Here is a 16,243-nt window from a genome sequence, read left to right on the forward strand (position 1 = left end):
TATGCGGTGCGCAGTCGGCTTTGTCCAGAGGGGGAGGTCAGAAGGATCCGAGTTCGGTTCCCGTCATTCCAGAGACCGGCAAATGAGGTGAAGTCTCTCGGCCATAGTCAGCGTCAACCCGGCGACCGACAGGAGACCCGAGGCCTGTTCGTTTCAAGAGCGCTCCCAAGGTGACGCAAACATCCGGGACATTGAGACCACTGTGAGCGAGCAGGTCAGCGAGCAAGCCCCGGATCCGCGCTGCGCTTGTCCGGCGTGACGCCGAAGGTGAATATCTCGGCAGCCGAAAAATTGCGCCCCGAACTACTCCCAGGCCTGAAACCCATTCACGATCCGCTCGGGCAACGCGCGGGGTCGGACGACGATAATATCGAAGCGCAGGGTGAAGAACCCGGCCTTCGGGTGTTCCGTGACGAAGATCTTCGCGGCACGCGAGATGCGCTTCTGGCTGGCAGGCGTGACGGCTTCCAGCGCCGCCTGCCGCGATTTGCGGGCCTTGACCTCGATGAAGGCGACTGTCTTGCGCCGCTTGGCGATGAGATCGATCTCGCCAGCCTTTGTCTTGTAGCGGCGCTTGAGAATGCGCCAGCCGGTGAGGCGCAGGTACCAGGCGGCAAGGGTTTCGGCAGAAAGGCCCAGGGCATGTGCCCGGCGGCGGCGATCGGTTTCTGCCGGTTGCCTTCCGGCTCCGCCGGGACGACGTGCCATCAGGCGTCGTCCGCCTTCAGTTCCAGCGCGCGTTTATAGACCTCGTTGCGGTCAAGCCCCGTCGCTTTCGAGATTTTCTTGGCCGCGGCACTGACCGGCATTTCGGTAAGCGCCTCACTCAGCAAGGCATCCAGATCGTCCACCTCGGCTTCCGGCTTGTCTTCCGGCGGACCGACAAGAATGACGATTTCACCCTTGACCTGCTGGCCCTCGAACCGGGTGCTCAGGTCTTCCAGGGTGCCACGCTCGAAGGTTTCGAACCGCTTGGTCAGCTCGCGCGCGACGACGGCTTCGCGGCCAGGGCCGAGCAGTTCCGCCATCAGCGCCAGGGTCGCGGCGGTGCGGTGGGGCGATTCAAAAAAAATCAGCGTCGAAGGGACCTTGGCCAGCTCTTCCAGCCGCCGGGTCTTCGGGCCTCCCTTTTGAGGCAGGAAGCCGGCGAAAAGCACCGTATCGCTCGGCAGACCCGCGGCGACAAGGCCAGCCAGCGGGGCCGACGCACCGGGGATCGGGATGACTTTATGCCCTTCTGCGACCACATCACGCACCAGCCGGTAGCCCGGGTCGGAAACCAGAGGCGTGCCAGCATCGGACACCAGCGCCACGGCGCGGCCTTCCGCCAGAGTTTCCAGGATCTTCGGCCGCTGCTTGTCGGCATTGTGTTCGTGATAGGGGAGAAGTGGCGTCTTCAGCGAAAACCGCTGGGTGAGCGTTGCCGTGACCCGCGTATCCTCGCAAGCGATTACGCTTGCTGCAGCAAGCGTTTCCAGGGCCCTGACGGTGATATCGCCGAGGTTGCCGATCGGCGTGGAGACGATGTAGAGCGCGGGTTCCAGATTGGGTGCAGTGAAGACATGTTCGGAGAGGCTGTAGCGGTTCTTGTCCGCAGCCGGCCCGGCTGTTTCCTTGACCATGTCGCCTTTCCTCTTGTCCGCCGCGAATTGCAGCATCGGCCCCGTTTGCGCCCTTGCGCTAGCCTTTCAATACAACTGATGCAAGGCAAATCCACCGTTGATCGGGCCGATATGCCATTGAAAGGCCACTAAATCTTTACAGGCCTGTAGCGAATACGTAAGTCTTTCCCAAAGGGTGAACCAACAAATATGGCAAGTGCAAGACGGGGCGACATCGTGCAACAGCACAGACGTGTTTTCTTGAAAACGGCGCTGGCTGGAGCCAGCACGATGTTGCTGGGTGGCTGCATGGGGTCCACGCTCGGCTCTCTGCCGGGTGACCAGATCCAGCCAAGTGCCCAGCCGCAACCGACTGGTGAAATCATCGGCACGGGCGGGGTGCGCATCGGATTGCTGCTGCCATTGGCAAGTTCCGACGGCAATGCCTCCATCGGTACGGTTTTCAAGAACGCCGCCTCACTGGCGCTGCAGAACTTCCCGAGCGCGGATGTGCAGTTGCTGGTGAAAGATACCGGCGGCACGTCCGAAGGCGGACGCGCGGCAGCGCAGGCTGCGATTTCGGAAGGCGCGGAACTGATCCTTGGCCCGGTGTTCTCACCTGCGGTATCCGGCGCTGCGCAGGCTGCGCGGGCAACCGGCGTTCCGGTCATTGCCTTCTCTACCGACACCTCCGTCGCATCCCGGGGCGTCTATCTGCTCAGCTTCCTGCCGGAAAGCGACGTGAAACGGGTCGTCGGCTATGCCAACAGCCAGAAGAGACATTCCTATACCGCCCTGATCCCCGAAGGCTCCTATGGTGCCATCGTCGAGGCGGCGTTTCGCCAGGAAGTCGGCCGCGGAGCAGGCAGGATCGCATCGATCCAGCGCTATTCCATGAACGGATCGGACACATCCGATCTTGTTGCCAAGACCACGGCGCTGAAATCGGTTCTGAACAATGCAGACGCCCTGTTCGTACCGGCCGGGGGCGGTGTGCCGGCAGTTGTCGTGCAGACCCTGGTCAGCCAGGGCGCCAATCTGGGCAATGTGAAATTGCTCGGGACCGGACAGTGGGACTCTCCCCAGGTCAAGAACAACCCGGTGCTTGCAGGTGCCTGGTTCGCCGGGCCGGAGGACAAGGGTTTCCTGGCCTTTGCCCAACGCTACCAGAGCATCTATGGCTCCGCGCCGCCGCGCAATGCCAGCCTGGTCTATGACGGTGTCACGCTGGCCGCAGGCCTGATCCGCTCAGCCGGACAGCAGCGCTTCCAGCAGAACATCATCACAAACCGCGATGGCTTCATCGGCATTGACGGATTGTTCCGCTTCCAATCCAATGGCCTCAACCAGCGGGGCCTTGCCGTCTACCAGATCACCGGGCAGGGCACACAGGTGATTTCTCCGGCACCACGGGATTTCCGCACCGGATTCTGATCTTATCCGCCGACACCCTAGGAGTGCTGAGTTAAGATGCTGAGCGGCAAACAGATCGTCCTGATCATCAGCGGCGGCATCGCCGCCTACAAGTCCCTTGACCTGATCCGCAGGCTGAAGGAACGCGGCGCCCGGGTGATCCCGGTGATGACGAAAGGCGCGCAAGAGTTCATCACGCCTCTGGCTGCCGGGGCTCTGGCCGCGGAAACCGTCTTCACCGACCTGTTCGATCGGCAGGCCGAGCACGACGTCGGCCACATCCGCCTGGCCCGCGACCATGACCTGATCCTGATAGCGCCTGCCACCGCCGATCTGATGGCCAAGATGGCCCACGGGATTGCCGACGATCTGGCGACAGCGGTTCTGCTGGCAACCGACAAGCCTGTTCTGGTTGCCCCTGCCATGAACCCGAAGATGTGGCAGCATGAGGCGACCAAGCGTAACCGGACGATACTCAAGGCGCGTGGCATTGCCTTTTGCGGCCCAGCATCCGGCGAAATGGCGGAAAGGGGCGAAGCCGGCACCGGCCGGATGAGCGAGCCGCTGGAGATCGTGGCAGCTGCCGAGGCCGTACTGCGGGAAGAAGCGATCCGGGCCGGCAGTCTGCCGCTTGCCGGAAAACATGTTCTGATTACCTCAGGCCCGACCCATGAGCCAATCGACCCCGTCCGCTACATTGCCAACCGGTCTTCCGGCAAGCAGGGCCATGCGCTAGCCCGCGCCGCCTATGAAGCGGGCGCTCGGGTAACGCTGGTATCCGGCCCGGTAACACTGCCGGATCCGGCCAATATCCATGTCATCCACGTGGAGTCCGCTTCCGCGATGCTAAAGGCGGTGGAAGGCAATCTGCCGGCGGATATCGCCATCATGGCCGCCGCCGTCGCCGACTGGCGTGTCGCGAGCGAGGGTGCCCAGAAGATCAAGAAGGATGGGACCGGCAAACCGCCCGCGCTGGAGCTGACGGAAAACCCGGACATTCTGGCGACTGTCGGTCATCATCCGGACCTGAGACCAAAGTTGCTGATCGGCTTTGCCGCCGAGACGCAAAACCTGATCGACAATGCCCGTGGCAAGCTGGAACGCAAGAAGGCCGACTGGATCATCGCGAACGACGTCAGTCCGCAGACAGGCATCATGGGCGGCGACGCCAACACCATTCGCGTCGTCAGCCGTGACGGCGTCGAAGACTGGCCGGAAATGGACAAGGGTGAGGTAGCCCGCAGGATCATCGCCCGCGCAGCCGAGGCGCTCGGCTCGGACTGAGCCGAGCCAAACAGTTTCACAAACGTACGCGATGAAGGGCTCGAGCTTCTGACCGGCAGCTTTCTGCCTTTTTTCACCGAAACCGTTCTGCAAGCCTGCGCCCCTGCCGGAGCAGGGGCGGTCGATGGGGCTGGTCAGGCTGCGAAGCGGAAGTAGCTCATGCTGATGGAGCCGTACTCGTAGCTTCTATGGAGAAGCTGGGCCTTTGCATCCGTTCCGCCTGCGCCAAAGGCGAAGAACAGCGGCAGAAGGTGCTCGTCCGTCGGGTGGTTGCGGCGAAAGTTCGGAGCGCTCTGGATATCGTCGAAATATCCGATCGATCCGGACTTGAGGCCATCGTCCAGCCAGCGGTCGAAATCAGACGCCCACACAGGCGTTGGCGAGCCTTGCGGCCCGAATTCACGCAGGTTGTGCGTGGTGCTGCCGGACCCTGCCAGCAACACGCCCTTGTCCTTGAGAGGTGCCAGCGCCTGGCCAAGGGCATAGACGGATGCAGGCGTGCTGCCGTGCGGCAGAGACATCGCCACGACCGGAATGTCGGCATCCGGATAGGCAAGCGACAGCGGCACCCAGGCCCCGTGATCAAGCCCCCAGTGACTGTCGAGTTCCACATCGTGGCCGGCAGCTTCCAGGAGGCGTGCCGCTTCGTCGACGTGATCCACATCGGCCTTTGCGGGATAGGAGATCTCGTAGAGCGGGCGCGGGAAACCGCGGAAGTCATGATAGGTCCGCAGCGGTCCCGGTGCCGACAGTTTCAAACCGTCTGTTTCCCAATGCGCGGACAGGATCAGGATTGCCTTGGGGCGTGGCTGGCTTGCGGCAAAACTCTTCAGGAACCGGCTGGCAGCGGTGTCTTCAAGTGCCAGGGTTGGCGCACCGTGAGCAAAAAAGACGGGCGAAATACGGTTTGGTGTAGCCGACATGGGACCACTCCTCGGGAGAATTGTTTCTACCCGAGAAGATAAGCTATTCGGCCGGAAGGATTAGACCAGAAAGGGAAGAAGGCTCGTTCGACACATGTGAACAATCCCTGCCTTCGATTTCCACTGTTCAGTCATACCGCTTCCGTTTACGGGAGCGGTATGTGTCCTTGCTTGCCGGTATCAGGCGGGCTTCAGAACGCCTGGCCCAAACCCGCCCGAGCGGCCGTTACCTGTAACCCAGGTTGATCAGCTGAACGCGCCGGTTGATGGCGGCATCCGGCTTGGACGGATCGCGCAGCTGTTCCTCACCCAGGCCCACAGCGAAGAGATAGTCGCCCGGTACACGGAATGTGGTCACCAGTGCTTCACGCACCGCCTGCGCCCGTTTCAGCGAAAGTTCCAGGTTATATTCGCGTGCACCCTTTGCATCCGTGTGACCGACGATGAAGAAAGTCTGCCCCTGCAGATAAGGCGTGTGCAGGGCATCCGCGATCAGGCCAACGGTTTCATAGGATTCCGGGCGAATGCGCGCGCTGTCGAAATCGAACGTGATTTCCACGTTGAACTGGCGCAGAGAGGCCAGCTTGTCGGCAAGCGGCAAGGTGTTGGGAGCATTTGCACCCGGATATTTCTGGATATTTTCCAGCGCTGCCTTCTGCAGTTCATCGGCCGTAAGATCGACCTTTTGCTGGGCCCCCTGCAGGGAGTTGATGATCTCGTTGCGGCTCAGCTTGGTCTGGGCTGCAAGGCCCGAAGCGGACACGGCGAGAAAGGCGGCCGACAAACCGGCCAGAAGTATCTTGTTCATGAAAAATCTCCCGGTGCCGAGTTAGCGGTAGCCGGCCAGGTCAATGGCCGTGTTGCATTTTTCGCTGACGGAAGGCTGGGCCTTCAGCAGGCAGCGCAGAAGATGGCCCGCACCGGCCTTGACGCCCTTGCAATATTGCGCGGCATCGCGCTGGCACAGTTTGGGCGCTTCCGCCTGGGCCGCCAGCCGTGCCTGAATGAGCGAAGTCACGACCAGACGGTCGGCGTTGCACTTTTCCGAAACCTTGGACTGATTCTGTTCAAGACACTGAGTGATGCCGTTGTTGGCCAGTGTCGCGGACTTGCAATAGGATTCGATGTCCTTGCCACAGCTGGCGGCCAGGATCTTGATGGCGTCGGCATAGCCGACGGTCTGGGCGAAGGCAGCCGGTGCAGCGACCAGCATCAACCCGGTGGTAAATGCAAAAATCAATCGTCTCATGTTGCCAATCTCCCAATCGCTGGCACGTTACGATGCGTCAGAGTGTTTCAGGTGAAGATTACGACTTCAAGTAGATATCTGATTTTCATGCGAAGTTTCGTGAATGTCCGCCAGCCTTGACACGGACCGGCGAATATCGTCACTCGCCAGCAACGCTCACTGCCGGACACTTTGAATGCCTGTTACCCTGGAACTGAAGCGACTGGAACACGGTCGCGATCTGCCACTGCCCGCCTATCAGTCGGTGCTGGCCGCCGGACTTGACCTTCTGGCAGCCGTTGACGGCAAGATAACCCTTGCACCTGGTGCCCGCGCCCTGGTGCCAACTGGTCTTGCAATGGCTCTACCCGCGGGTTTCGAGGCTCAGGTTCGCCCCCGGTCAGGCCTTGCCGCCAAACATGGCGTCACCGTCTTGAACACGCCGGGCACCATTGATGCCGACTACCGCGGCGAGGTGAAGGTGATCCTGATCAATCTCGGTGACGACCCCTTCGAGATTTCACGGGGAGACCGGATCGCCCAGATGGTGATTGCACCTGTTCTGCAGGCGGACATTGTCGAAGTCGAGGTCCTCTCGGAGACCGAGCGCGGGTCCGGCGGTTTCGGTTCGACTGGCCGCGCGTGATGTCCGAGCTGATCATATTCGATTGCGACGGCGTTCTGGTCGATACGGAACGCATGGCCAACGCCAACATGGCCGCGATCATCAGCGAGCTTGGCGTTCCGATGACCGGGCCGGATTGTCAGCGCAGGTTCATGGGACGGACACTGGAAGACGTCCAGTCCATGATCGAAGAGCTGACAGGTCAGGTACTGCCCGCCGACTGGCCGGACCAGGTTCGGCTGCGCGATCTGGAGAGCTTCAAGGCGGGTGTTCCGGCGATCGAAGGCGTGGCCGGCGTGCTGGACGAACTCGACCGGCGCGACGTCGCTTATTGCGTCGGGTCTTCCGGCAAATATGAAAAGATGCGCACAACGCTCGGCAGTTCCGGTCTGCTGCCCCGGCTGGAAGGCCGGCTGTTTTCCGCACAGGACTGTGAGCGTGGCAAGCCCGCGCCGGATGTGTTCCTGCTGGCAGCACGTACCATGGGCCATGCCCCGGAAAACTGTACGGTAATCGAGGACAGCCTGCCCGGCGTTCTGGCAGCCCGGGCAGCGGGCATGGGCGTCTATGCCTTTGTCGAGGATCCCGCTTGCGACCGCGAGGCCATGCAGGGCGCCGGGGCCGTCCTGTTCGAGGCAATGGCGGATCTGCCGGACCTGCTCTTTTCCAAGACCTGAAGCTTTTCTGGAAAAAGGTTTTACCCGCAGGATCGCAAAGGTGCTTTCGGCCCCTTATAACTTGCCGAAACCCGTACTATCTTATCGCTCCGATAGTCGAACGATGCCGGCGGAAGAAGATCCGGCCAACTTGGGAGACCTGCCATGACGATCAAGACCAGTGGTCGCGGAAAAATCTATTCCTCCATCACCGAGACCATCGGCGATACACCGATCGTCCGGCTGGACCGGCTGGCCAAGGCGCACGGTGTCAAGGGCAACCTCCTGGCAAAGCTTGAGTTCTTCAACCCGATTTCCAGTGTCAAGGACCGGATCGGCGTTGCGATGATCGAGGCGATGGAGCAGGCCGGCCAGATCGTTCCGGGCAAGACCACACTCGTCGAGCCGACCTCCGGCAACACAGGCATCGCGCTGGCATTTGTCGCTGCCGCCAAGGGCTACCGGCTTATACTTGTAATGCCGGAGACCATGTCGGTGGAACGCCGCAAGATGTTCAAGATCCTGGGCGCCGAGCTGGAATTGACCGAAGGGCCAAAAGGCATGAAGGGCGCAATCGCCCGTGCCGAGGAACTGATCAGCGAAATCGACGGTGCGGTGATGCCGCAGCAGTTCGAAAACGCCGCCAACCCTGAAGTCCACCGCAACACCACCGCGGAAGAAATCTGGAACGATACCGAAGGCGGCGTTGACGTGTTCGTCTCCGGCATCGGCACCGGCGGCACCATCACCGGCGTTTCCCAGGTGCTGAAGGATCGCAAACCGGGCCTTCATGTCGTTGCCGTCGAACCGGCCGACAGCCCCGTGCTTTCCGGCGGCCAGCCCGGTCCGCACAAGATCCAGGGCATTGGTGCCGGTTTCGTGCCGGGCGTGCTCGACACCTCCGTCTACGATGAAGTCCAGACCGTCGCCAACGAAGATGCCTTCGCCATGGCCCGGGAAGTGGCAAAGACCGAAGGCCTGCCGGTGGGCATTTCTTCCGGCGCCGCGCTCACCGCTGCCATCCGCGTCGGTCAGCGCGAAGGCATGGAAGGCAAGAACATCGTGGTGATCATTCCGTCCTTCGCAGAACGGTATCTTTCCACCGCTCTGTTCGACGGCCTCTGAGCATCCAGTCGCGAAATTTCACCCCGTCGGCCGGTTCACTCCGGCCGGCGGGGTTTTTCATGTCTTGCGGTGATGCAGAACCCTGCCGATGGTGTTCATGAGAACCTGTGCCGCAAGGGTGCTTGTGGAACCGGTCGGGTCATAGTCCGGCGCAACTTCCACCAGATCGATGCCGACGATGTCGCCCTGTCTTGCCAGACCGTCGAGCAGCTCCAGCACTTCATAATAAAGAAATCCGCCGTGGCTCGGCGTGCCCGTGCCCGGTGCGATGGACGGATCGAAAGCATCGATATCGAGCGTCAGGTAATAGCGCTTGCCGGCCGGTATCCGGGCCAGAAGCGCCTCGGTGCCGAGCTTGCGGGCCTGCCGCACGGACAGGATGTCGGAGCCCATCCTGCGGGCGTCCTCGTAGCCATCGCGCGAGGTGGAGGAGACGTTGCGAATGCCGATCTGCGTCAGGCCGGTGACATAAGGCTTTTCCGCCGCGCGGCGCATCGGGTTGCCATGGCCGTAGCGAACGCCATGACGTTCGTCGACGAAATCCAGATGCGCATCGATCTGGACGACGTGGATCGGGTCTTCGCCATCAAAGGCGTTGATGCAGGGAATGTTGACCGAATGATCGCCGCCCAGCACCACCGGCAAGGCACCGGCCTTAAGGATCTTGCGTACGCCGAATTCGATGCGTCTGTGGCTTTCAATCGTGTCCGTATGGACGATATCGGCATCACCCAGATCGACAATGCGGGTGGTTTCCGCCGGCAGGTAGGTGATGTCGTCCTCGAAATCATAAGCGCCCGCATGGCCGAAGGAAAACAGCGTCGAGGCCTCCCGGATCGCACGCGGCCCCATACGCGCGCCCGAACGCCACTGGGTGCCGAAGTCGAACGGCGCCCCCATGACGGCAACATCCGCATCAATGGCGTCCCAATCCGGCTGATAGGGAAACTTGCCGAAGGTGCAGATGCCGACAAAGGGCAGGTTCAACCGCCCGCTTTCATAACCGTGTGAGGACATTCAAAGGCTCCTGTTGGGGACGGGCCAACTAGAGCATCATTGCGGAAGAGGGGAAAGGGCGGGGTTGAGGCAACCAAAAAAACTACTGGCTCTGAACCTGGCTGAACTCCCTAAACCTGCTTTTCCATACGTGTCGCGGAGGAAAAGCCGAACAGAAGCTCGAGAAACCCGGTCTTTTCTTCCCCCACGGCCTTGAACCCCGAGCGCTCGTAAAGAGCTTTTGCCCTTGGGTTCGTGTCGATCACATCCAGCCGCACACGGGTGAGCGAGCGCTGGCGTGCTTCTTCGCCAATGGCTTTCAGCAAGGTGCCGCCGATGCCGCGGCCGCGGGCGCTTTCGGCTACAAAGATGCCATCCATCAGCAGGCAGTCCGGCTCGATCCTGCGTTCCAGAACTTCCAGTAGAAGTCCGCGCCAGAGGCCGCCGAACGCGCCGTAAACCGCCGTCATGTCGGCGAGGCTGCCGCCGACAAGAGCTCCGTCCCGGGTCTTGTAACCGGCAAGGCCTAGCAGCCGTCCCTCCCGGTCGATAGCGCTGATGGCAAAATCCGGGTTGAGGATGCGCTCGACAAGTCGAAGCGCTTTTTCTTCCGGGGCCAGTACCTTGCCGAGCTTGCCGGAAAAGGCCTGCCAGAACAGGCGGGCGGCAACCAGCCGCTGGTCTTCCGGGAAGCCGGGAGAAATGAAAAGGTCGGATGACATGGCAGGATCAGCGGATGAAGACCGCGGTCCCTGTGGCGCTGACCATCAGCATGGAGCCGTTCTGGCCTACGGTTTCGTAATCGAGATCGACGCCGATCACCGCATTGGCGCCCATTGCCTGGGCCTGCTGGCACATTTCGTCGATGGCGATCTTGCGCGCCTTGCCAAGCTCTTCCTCGTACGCACCGGAGCGGCCGCCGACAATGTCACGGATGCCGGCAAAGAAATCCTTGAAGATATTCGCGCCAAGGATCGCCTCGCCCGTCACAAGACCCTTGTAGTCCAGATCCTTGCCCTGAATGGTGTTGGTGGTGGTGACCAGCATGCATTGTCTCCCTTTTGAACCGATGTTCGAGACATGGGTTCGTCCTCGTGGTTTTGCAAGAAACGGCGAGAATGGAAGAGGTTAGCCAGCGACAAGTCCTGCCATCACCTTCAGCAAGGCCTCGCCCTCCTCTTCCGTTCCAATGGAAATGCGCAGCCAGTTGTCGATGCGATCCTTGTTGAAGTGGCGCACCAGAATGCCTTCATCCCTGAGGCCTGTCAGAAGATCCCGTGCTGCCCTTGTTTCATGCGAGACGAACAGGAAATTGGCTGCCGACGGCAGCACGTTGAACCCGAGAGAGCGCAGGCCTTCCGCCATCCGATGCCGTTCCGTGATCACAAGTCGCCGGGTCTCCTCGAACCAGGCGGTGTCCTGCCAGGAGGCTTCTGCTCCCGCGAGTGCCAGGCGGTCGAGAGGGTAGGAATTAAAACTGTCCTTGATCCGCTGCAGCCCCTCGATCAGGTGCGGCTGACCAAGAGCAAATCCGACACGCAGGCCCGCCAGGCCGCGCGACTTGGAAAAGGTCTGTACCACCAGAAGATTGTCGAACTCGGGAACCAGACGAGCGGCGCTCTCCGCGCCGAAATCGACATAGGCTTCGTCGACCAGCACCACCACATCCGGGTTTTGCTCAAGAACGCTTCGCACCGCCGCAAGATCAAGCGCAATGCCGGTCGGGGCGTTCGGATTGGCAAGCACGATGCCACCACACGGCCCACCAAGACTGGCCGGATCAATCCGGAAATCATCATCGAGTGGCACAGAACGGTGCGAAATGCCGTAAAGCTCGCAATAGGTCTTGTAGAAGCTGTAGGTGATATCGGGGAACAGCAGCTTGTCCTTGCCACTGAAAAAGCCGTGAAAGGCATGGGCCAGGATTTCGTCCGAGCCGTTGCCCGCAAAAACGTGATCCACACCCAGACCGAAGCTTGCCCCGATCGTTGCCCGCAACGCACCGGCTGCCGGATCGGGGTAGAGCCTCAGGCTGTCTTCGGTAGCTGCGCGGATTGCCCCGAGCGCGATGGGCGACGGGCCATAGGGATGCTCGTTCGTGTTCAGCTTGATGAAGCTGCGGTCCTTTGGCTGCTCACCCGGCGTATAGGGCACCAGCTTGCTGACTATGGGGCTCCAGAACCTGCTCATGGACCGTATCCTGACGGGAATTGCTGTGGTTTTTTCGCACAATAGGCGCCAAACCGGTGCGGTAAAAGTGATTTTGACGTTGTTCTTTTGCGGCGTTGCCGTAGCTCTGATACGCGCTGAGACCGGTTCGTCTCGGGGCGGGAAAGGTTCAAGCCTTCGGTGGGGTAGGGAGACGCTGTTCCAGGGCCTCTCCGCACTCGTGAAATGGTAGGCCGCTTTCCAAGCAATTCTGTCACCAACCTCACGTCGTCTTCCCGGCCAAGCGAAGCGCGAGCCGGGATCGGGGAGGCACGAACGTTTCGATATGGACGCTAACCTGTTGCAGCCACGCGTTGGTGGTTCCCCGGTCCCGGATCTTCGCTGCGCTACGTCCGGGATGACGATGGTGAGGGTGTGGGTGAAGGTGTCGTGAAAAAGGAAAGAGCCGGCGGACATTTCCCCCGGCTCTTCCATTTGGTCAGGTCCTGTCCGCGTTTCCGGTTAGGACAGGTGATGCACCTGCTGAAGGCCGTAGACCGGGGTCGGCAGGCCTTCCATCCGCGCTTTCAGCTGTAGCGCCAGATACTGGGAGTAATGGCGCGACTGGTGCAGGTTGCCACCATGGAACCAGAGCGCTTCCTGCTGGGTCGGTTTCCACATGTTCCGCTGTTCGCCTTCCCAGGGACCCGGGTCCTTGGTGGTGTCGGAACCAAGGCCCCAGACCTTACCAACCCTGTCGGCCATGTCCTGGCCCATCAGGTCGGCAACCCAGCCGTTCATGGAACCGTAGCCGGTGGCATAGACGATCACGTCCGCTTCCAGCTTCGCGCCATCGTCCAGGATGACACCGTCTTCCACGATCTCGGTGACCTGGCCACGCTTCAGCTTGATCTCGCCGTCGATGATGAGCTGGCTGGCGCCGATATCAATGTAGTAGCCGGAGCCCCTGCGCAGGTATTTCAGGAAAAGGCCGCTTTCGTCGTCGCCCCAGTCCAGCCAGAATCCGGCTTTCTCCAGCCCTTCGTAGAAGTCCGCGTCCCGCTTCTTCATCTCCGCATAGGCGGGGATCTGGAACTCGTGCAGGATCCGGTAGGGCAGTGAGGCGAAGATCAGGTCCGCCTTTTCCGTCGTCACGCCGGACCGGACCGCCTCTTCCGAGTAAAGCGCGCCGAGGCCTACGTCCATCAGGGTGTCGGAGCGCACGATATGGGTGGAGGACCGCTGCACCATGGTCACATCGACATCATTTTCCCAAAGCGCCGCGCAGATATCGTGCGCCGAATTGTTGGAGCCGACCACGACCGCCTTCTTGCCGCGATACTGATCCGGCCCCGGATGTCTGGACGAATGATGCTGGTCGCCCTTGAAGGTATCCATGCCGGGAAATTTCGGAACGTTCGCCTTGCCCGACATGCCGGTTGCCATGACCAGTTGTTTCGGTTTCAGAACCACTTCCTCGCCGTCACGATCCACGACGACTGTCCATTCCTTCTTTGCTTCGTCGTAAGTTGCGGATTTGGCAACGGTCCGGGTCCAGTAGTTCAGTTCCATGACCTTGGTGTACATTTCCAGCCAGTCGCCAATCTTGTCCTTGGGGCTGAAGATGGGCCAGTTTTCCGGAAACTTGATGTAGGGCAGGTGGTCGTACCAGACGGGATCGTGCAGGCAGAGGGACTTGTAGCGGTTGCGCCAGCTGTCGCCGGGCCGGTCATTCTTTTCCACGATGATGGTGGGCACACCAAGCTGCCTCAGGCGCGCGCCGAGCGCGATGCCGCCCTGGCCGCCACCGATGATCAGGCAATAGGGCTGGGTCTTGTAACCGAGGTCCGCCAGTTCACGCTCGCGCTCCTCCTTCCAGCTGGTGCGGTGCTTGCTGGCGCCGTGCTTGGCCCCCAGCGGCCGGTTGAAGCCCTTCGGCTCCTCATGGCCCTTCAGCTCGGCCATGGTTGTCAGCAGGGTCCAGATCTTGCCGCCTTTCAGCCGGATCAGGCCGAAGCAGCGGGCCCGTTCGGTATCGAACTGAATCCAGGCCGTGACGACATCGCCCTCTTTCGTCGGTATTTCGCCTTCCGCGATGCGCCAGTTGCTCGGTCCGGTGGAGGCCAGTTGCTTTTCCAGCATGTCGCGGACCTGGTCCTTGCCCTCGACGGTCTTGATGTTCCAGGTAAAGGCAATCAGGTCCCGCCAGTAGCAATCGTCCAGGAACATGTCCGTTGCAGCGTCGATCTTGCCGTCTTCCAGCGCCTTGCCGAAAGTGTTGAGAAAAGTCTCGGTCTCGTGAACCAATGGTTTGTCGAGCATTCCAGTTCCTCCCTGTTTATGGAGGAAACAATGCAGAGCGCCCCTGCATTTTTCCATGGAACGCCCGTCAATTGATGACGTTAAGGGGCAGAAACTCCGTTTGCTGTTGCGCACGCAACAGGACGCAACAGATAGTCATGCACGCGGCTTGGGGTGTGGCTCCAGGCCGAGAGAGCGCATCCGCCGGAGCACCGTCGACCGATTGACGCCAAGCCTTCGGGCGACCTGGGACATGTTCCAGCCACAGGCGTCCAGAAGTGCTTCCAGATCCTGTTTCGGGTCGGTTTCGACGCGTCTGGACAGAGAGGCCTGCGGCAGATCGGTAAGGTCGATCACATCGGTTTCTGCAAGCGCTGTCGCGACATCCAGCAAGGTCGCGAGTTCACGGATGTTGCCCGGCCAATGCCGGCCGCTGAGTTCGGCGCGTGCCGAAGGTGACAGGCGCAGGTCCCGCGGAGAGCGTCGCAACAGGCGATCGACCAGCCAGTCGAAATCCTGGCGATGCCGGAGCGGCGGGATCCGGATGAGAGACCCGGCAAGCCTGAAATAGAGTTCCGGTCGCAATGCGCGGATGCTTGTGGAACCTGCCGGATCCTGCCGCGTGGTGGCGACCACGCGAAGATCACTTCGGTGTTCCAGCAAGGCAAGCAAGGCAGCCTGGCCCACCATGTCAAGATCTTCGATCCCGCGCAGGAACAGCGTTCCGGCTGCAGCGTCAGACAAGGCGCCAACCTTTTCCGGTTTCAGAGCGGAACAGCAGAGCGTATGGAACGACCGGTCGGCAGGACCCAGAACATGGATGGCTCTTGCCAGATATTCCTTGCCCGTTCCGGTTTCGCCAGACAGCAGGATCGGAACCTGCGTTGGTGCAAGCCGGGCAACTTTCGACACCACCTGCGACAGCGTCGCATCCTGCCCGCAGATGCCGCGTAGCGGCGTGGGCAAGGTCCCGGAAACGGGGCTGCGTGCCATGCGAGCGGCTTGCGGAGCGATGGCATGACCGTATAACCCACCACCGTCGCGCCGGCGCAGAACCCGATCTTCCGCCGGGCGGCCTCGCATCAGGGACGGCAGATCGTCGACATCCAGGTCCAGGTACATGTCGATCCGGCTTCCCATGAGGTCTGTGGAGCCGGTCGGGGCCAGACACGCGAGCGCGCCGTGCGTCATTCCCGTTATCCGCCCGCTGTCGTCCAGGGCGATGGCGGCTTCCGGATCGACTTCCAGAAACTCCGGCGATGTCGAGAAGCGCAAGACCCATTCCTTGCGCGTGGTCGCCATCAGGTTGGCCATCTCGACCCGGCGAGTGGAAGCCTTCACCAGGTTCATCGCGAGGTTCTGGCTCGATTTCGGGCTTGGGGAGCGCAGGAGGGAAATATCCAGAACCGCCGCCAGCTTGCCGCAGGTGTCGTAGATGGGGGCCGCCGTACAGGACAGCGGTGTATGCGACAGCCCGAAGTGATCGCTCTGGTGGATCGTGACGGCTTCCCCCGTCACGATGCAGGAGCCGACACCGCAGGTTCCCGCAAGATCCTCGGACCAGTCGGACCCGAGATAAAGGCCCGCCTGCCTGAGATCGTCCTCGAACCGCGGATCGCCGAAGAAGTCGACGCACACACCCTTGGCATCGGCCAGCAGCAGCACGTAGTTGTGCCCGGCCACCTGCTTGAACAGGGTGCGCAGGCCGGAACGAGCCGTCGCGATCAACCGCTCGGACTGCTCCTGATGTTCGCGCAGTTGCTGCTCGGTGACGATATGTGCCGGTTCCGGACGCGCCGGATCCATGCCGTACGTCTGGACACAGCGCCGCCAGCTTTCCGACACCAGCCCATCCCTGCCGGTCTCGTACCCCTTCAATACGCGGTCGATTTCACTCACATGTTCAAGGTCGCGCATGTCATCCTCCCTTGACACAGCACTTC

General features: G+C 61.3%; 16 protein-coding genes. 5 read left to right on the plus strand and 11 right to left on the minus strand.

The features are described 5' to 3' along the window. Positions 1–303: 303 nt before the first annotated feature. Positions 304–708, minus strand: coding sequence for a YraN family protein (locus FIU93_RS05300; RefSeq protein WP_152505009.1), 405 nt, complete (start codon positions 706–708; stop codon positions 304–306). Beyond that, positions 708–1,622: a 16S rRNA (cytidine(1402)-2'-O)-methyltransferase gene (gene rsmI, locus FIU93_RS05305; protein WP_152505010.1), complete on the minus strand. Its 915-nt coding sequence runs from the start codon at positions 1,620–1,622 to the stop codon at positions 708–710. The genes FIU93_RS05300 and rsmI overlap by 1 nt, the downstream gene beginning before the upstream one ends. Positions 1,623–1,811: 189 nt before the next feature. On the opposite strand from rsmI, the gene FIU93_RS05310 reads away from it, so the two are divergent. Then, on the plus strand, positions 1,812–3,035 hold the full coding sequence (locus FIU93_RS05310) for a penicillin-binding protein activator (RefSeq protein ID WP_023014453.1): 1,224 nt from the start codon (positions 1,812–1,814) through the stop codon (positions 3,033–3,035). Between the two features lie 36 nt (positions 3,036–3,071). Further along, positions 3,072–4,298, plus strand: a complete 1,227-nt coding sequence (gene coaBC, locus FIU93_RS05315; RefSeq protein ID WP_023002338.1) for a bifunctional phosphopantothenoylcysteine decarboxylase/phosphopantothenate--cysteine ligase CoaBC — start codon at positions 3,072–3,074, stop codon at positions 4,296–4,298. Positions 4,299–4,432: 134 nt separating this feature from the next. Here the strand turns inward: coaBC and FIU93_RS05320 are convergent, their stop codons facing one another. The 3 genes from FIU93_RS05320 to FIU93_RS05330 all read right to left on the minus strand — a co-directional run bounded on the left by FIU93_RS05320 (position 4,433) and on the right by FIU93_RS05330 (position 6,470). Beyond that, positions 4,433–5,221 (minus strand): class III extradiol ring-cleavage dioxygenase, encoded by a 789-nt coding sequence (locus FIU93_RS05320; protein ID WP_152505011.1) that lies wholly within the window; start codon positions 5,219–5,221, stop codon positions 4,433–4,435. Positions 5,222–5,447: 226 nt separating this feature from the next. Further along, positions 5,448–6,029 carry an OmpA family protein gene (locus tag FIU93_RS05325; protein ID WP_023002341.1) on the minus strand — a complete coding sequence of 194 codons (582 nt, stop codon included), beginning with the start codon at positions 6,027–6,029 and terminating at the stop codon, positions 5,448–5,450. A 21-nt stretch (positions 6,030–6,050) separates the two neighbouring features. Further along, on the minus strand, positions 6,051–6,470 hold the full coding sequence (locus FIU93_RS05330; RefSeq protein ID WP_208992429.1) for a hypothetical protein: 420 nt from the start codon (positions 6,468–6,470) through the stop codon (positions 6,051–6,053). A gap of 175 nt (positions 6,471–6,645) precedes the next feature. Between FIU93_RS05330 and dut the strand changes: the two genes are divergently transcribed. The 3 genes from dut to cysK all read left to right on the plus strand — a co-directional run bounded on the left by dut (position 6,646) and on the right by cysK (position 8,855). Next, on the plus strand, positions 6,646–7,095 hold the full coding sequence (gene dut, locus FIU93_RS05335; protein ID WP_023002343.1) for a dUTP diphosphatase: 450 nt from the start codon (positions 6,646–6,648) through the stop codon (positions 7,093–7,095). After that, complete coding sequence (locus FIU93_RS05340) at positions 7,095–7,751, plus strand: HAD family hydrolase (RefSeq protein WP_205838620.1); 657 nt, start codon at positions 7,095–7,097, stop codon at positions 7,749–7,751. Before dut ends, FIU93_RS05340 begins: the two co-directional genes overlap by 1 nt. 144 nt (positions 7,752–7,895) lie before the next feature. Then, complete coding sequence (cysK, locus tag FIU93_RS05345; RefSeq protein WP_075284154.1) at positions 7,896–8,855, plus strand: cysteine synthase A; 960 nt, start codon at positions 7,896–7,898, stop codon at positions 8,853–8,855. A 57-nt stretch (positions 8,856–8,912) separates the two neighbouring features. Here cysK and speB read toward each other — a convergent pair whose 3' ends face one another. The 6 genes from speB to FIU93_RS05375 all read right to left on the minus strand — a co-directional run bounded on the left by speB (position 8,913) and on the right by FIU93_RS05375 (position 16,217). After that, on the minus strand, positions 8,913–9,872 hold the full coding sequence (speB, locus tag FIU93_RS05350; RefSeq protein ID WP_062485816.1) for an agmatinase: 960 nt from the start codon (positions 9,870–9,872) through the stop codon (positions 8,913–8,915). Between the two features lie 110 nt (positions 9,873–9,982). Beyond that, entirely contained in the window at positions 9,983–10,573 is a 591-nt protein-coding gene (locus tag FIU93_RS05355; RefSeq protein WP_055660365.1) for a GNAT family N-acetyltransferase, read from the minus strand. Positions 10,574–10,580: 7 nt separating this feature from the next. Further along, entirely contained in the window at positions 10,581–10,898 is a 318-nt protein-coding gene (locus FIU93_RS05360; protein WP_023002348.1) for a heavy metal-binding domain-containing protein, read from the minus strand. An 81-nt stretch (positions 10,899–10,979) separates the two neighbouring features. Continuing rightward, entirely contained in the window at positions 10,980–12,041 is a 1,062-nt protein-coding gene (gene hisC, locus FIU93_RS05365) for a histidinol-phosphate transaminase (protein ID WP_152505013.1), read from the minus strand. A gap of 480 nt (positions 12,042–12,521) precedes the next feature. After that, a complete protein-coding gene (locus tag FIU93_RS05370; protein WP_152505014.1) occupies positions 12,522–14,321 on the minus strand; it encodes an NAD(P)/FAD-dependent oxidoreductase in 1,800 nt (599 codons plus the stop codon). A 135-nt stretch (positions 14,322–14,456) separates the two neighbouring features. Further along, positions 14,457–16,217, minus strand: coding sequence for a sigma-54-dependent Fis family transcriptional regulator (locus FIU93_RS05375; protein ID WP_152505015.1), 1,761 nt, complete (start codon positions 16,215–16,217; stop codon positions 14,457–14,459). Between the last annotated feature and the right edge of the window lie 26 nt (positions 16,218–16,243).

This window comes from Labrenzia sp. THAF35, assembly GCF_009363595.1.
Classification (GTDB): Bacteria; Pseudomonadota; Alphaproteobacteria; order Rhizobiales; family Stappiaceae; genus Roseibium; species Roseibium algicola.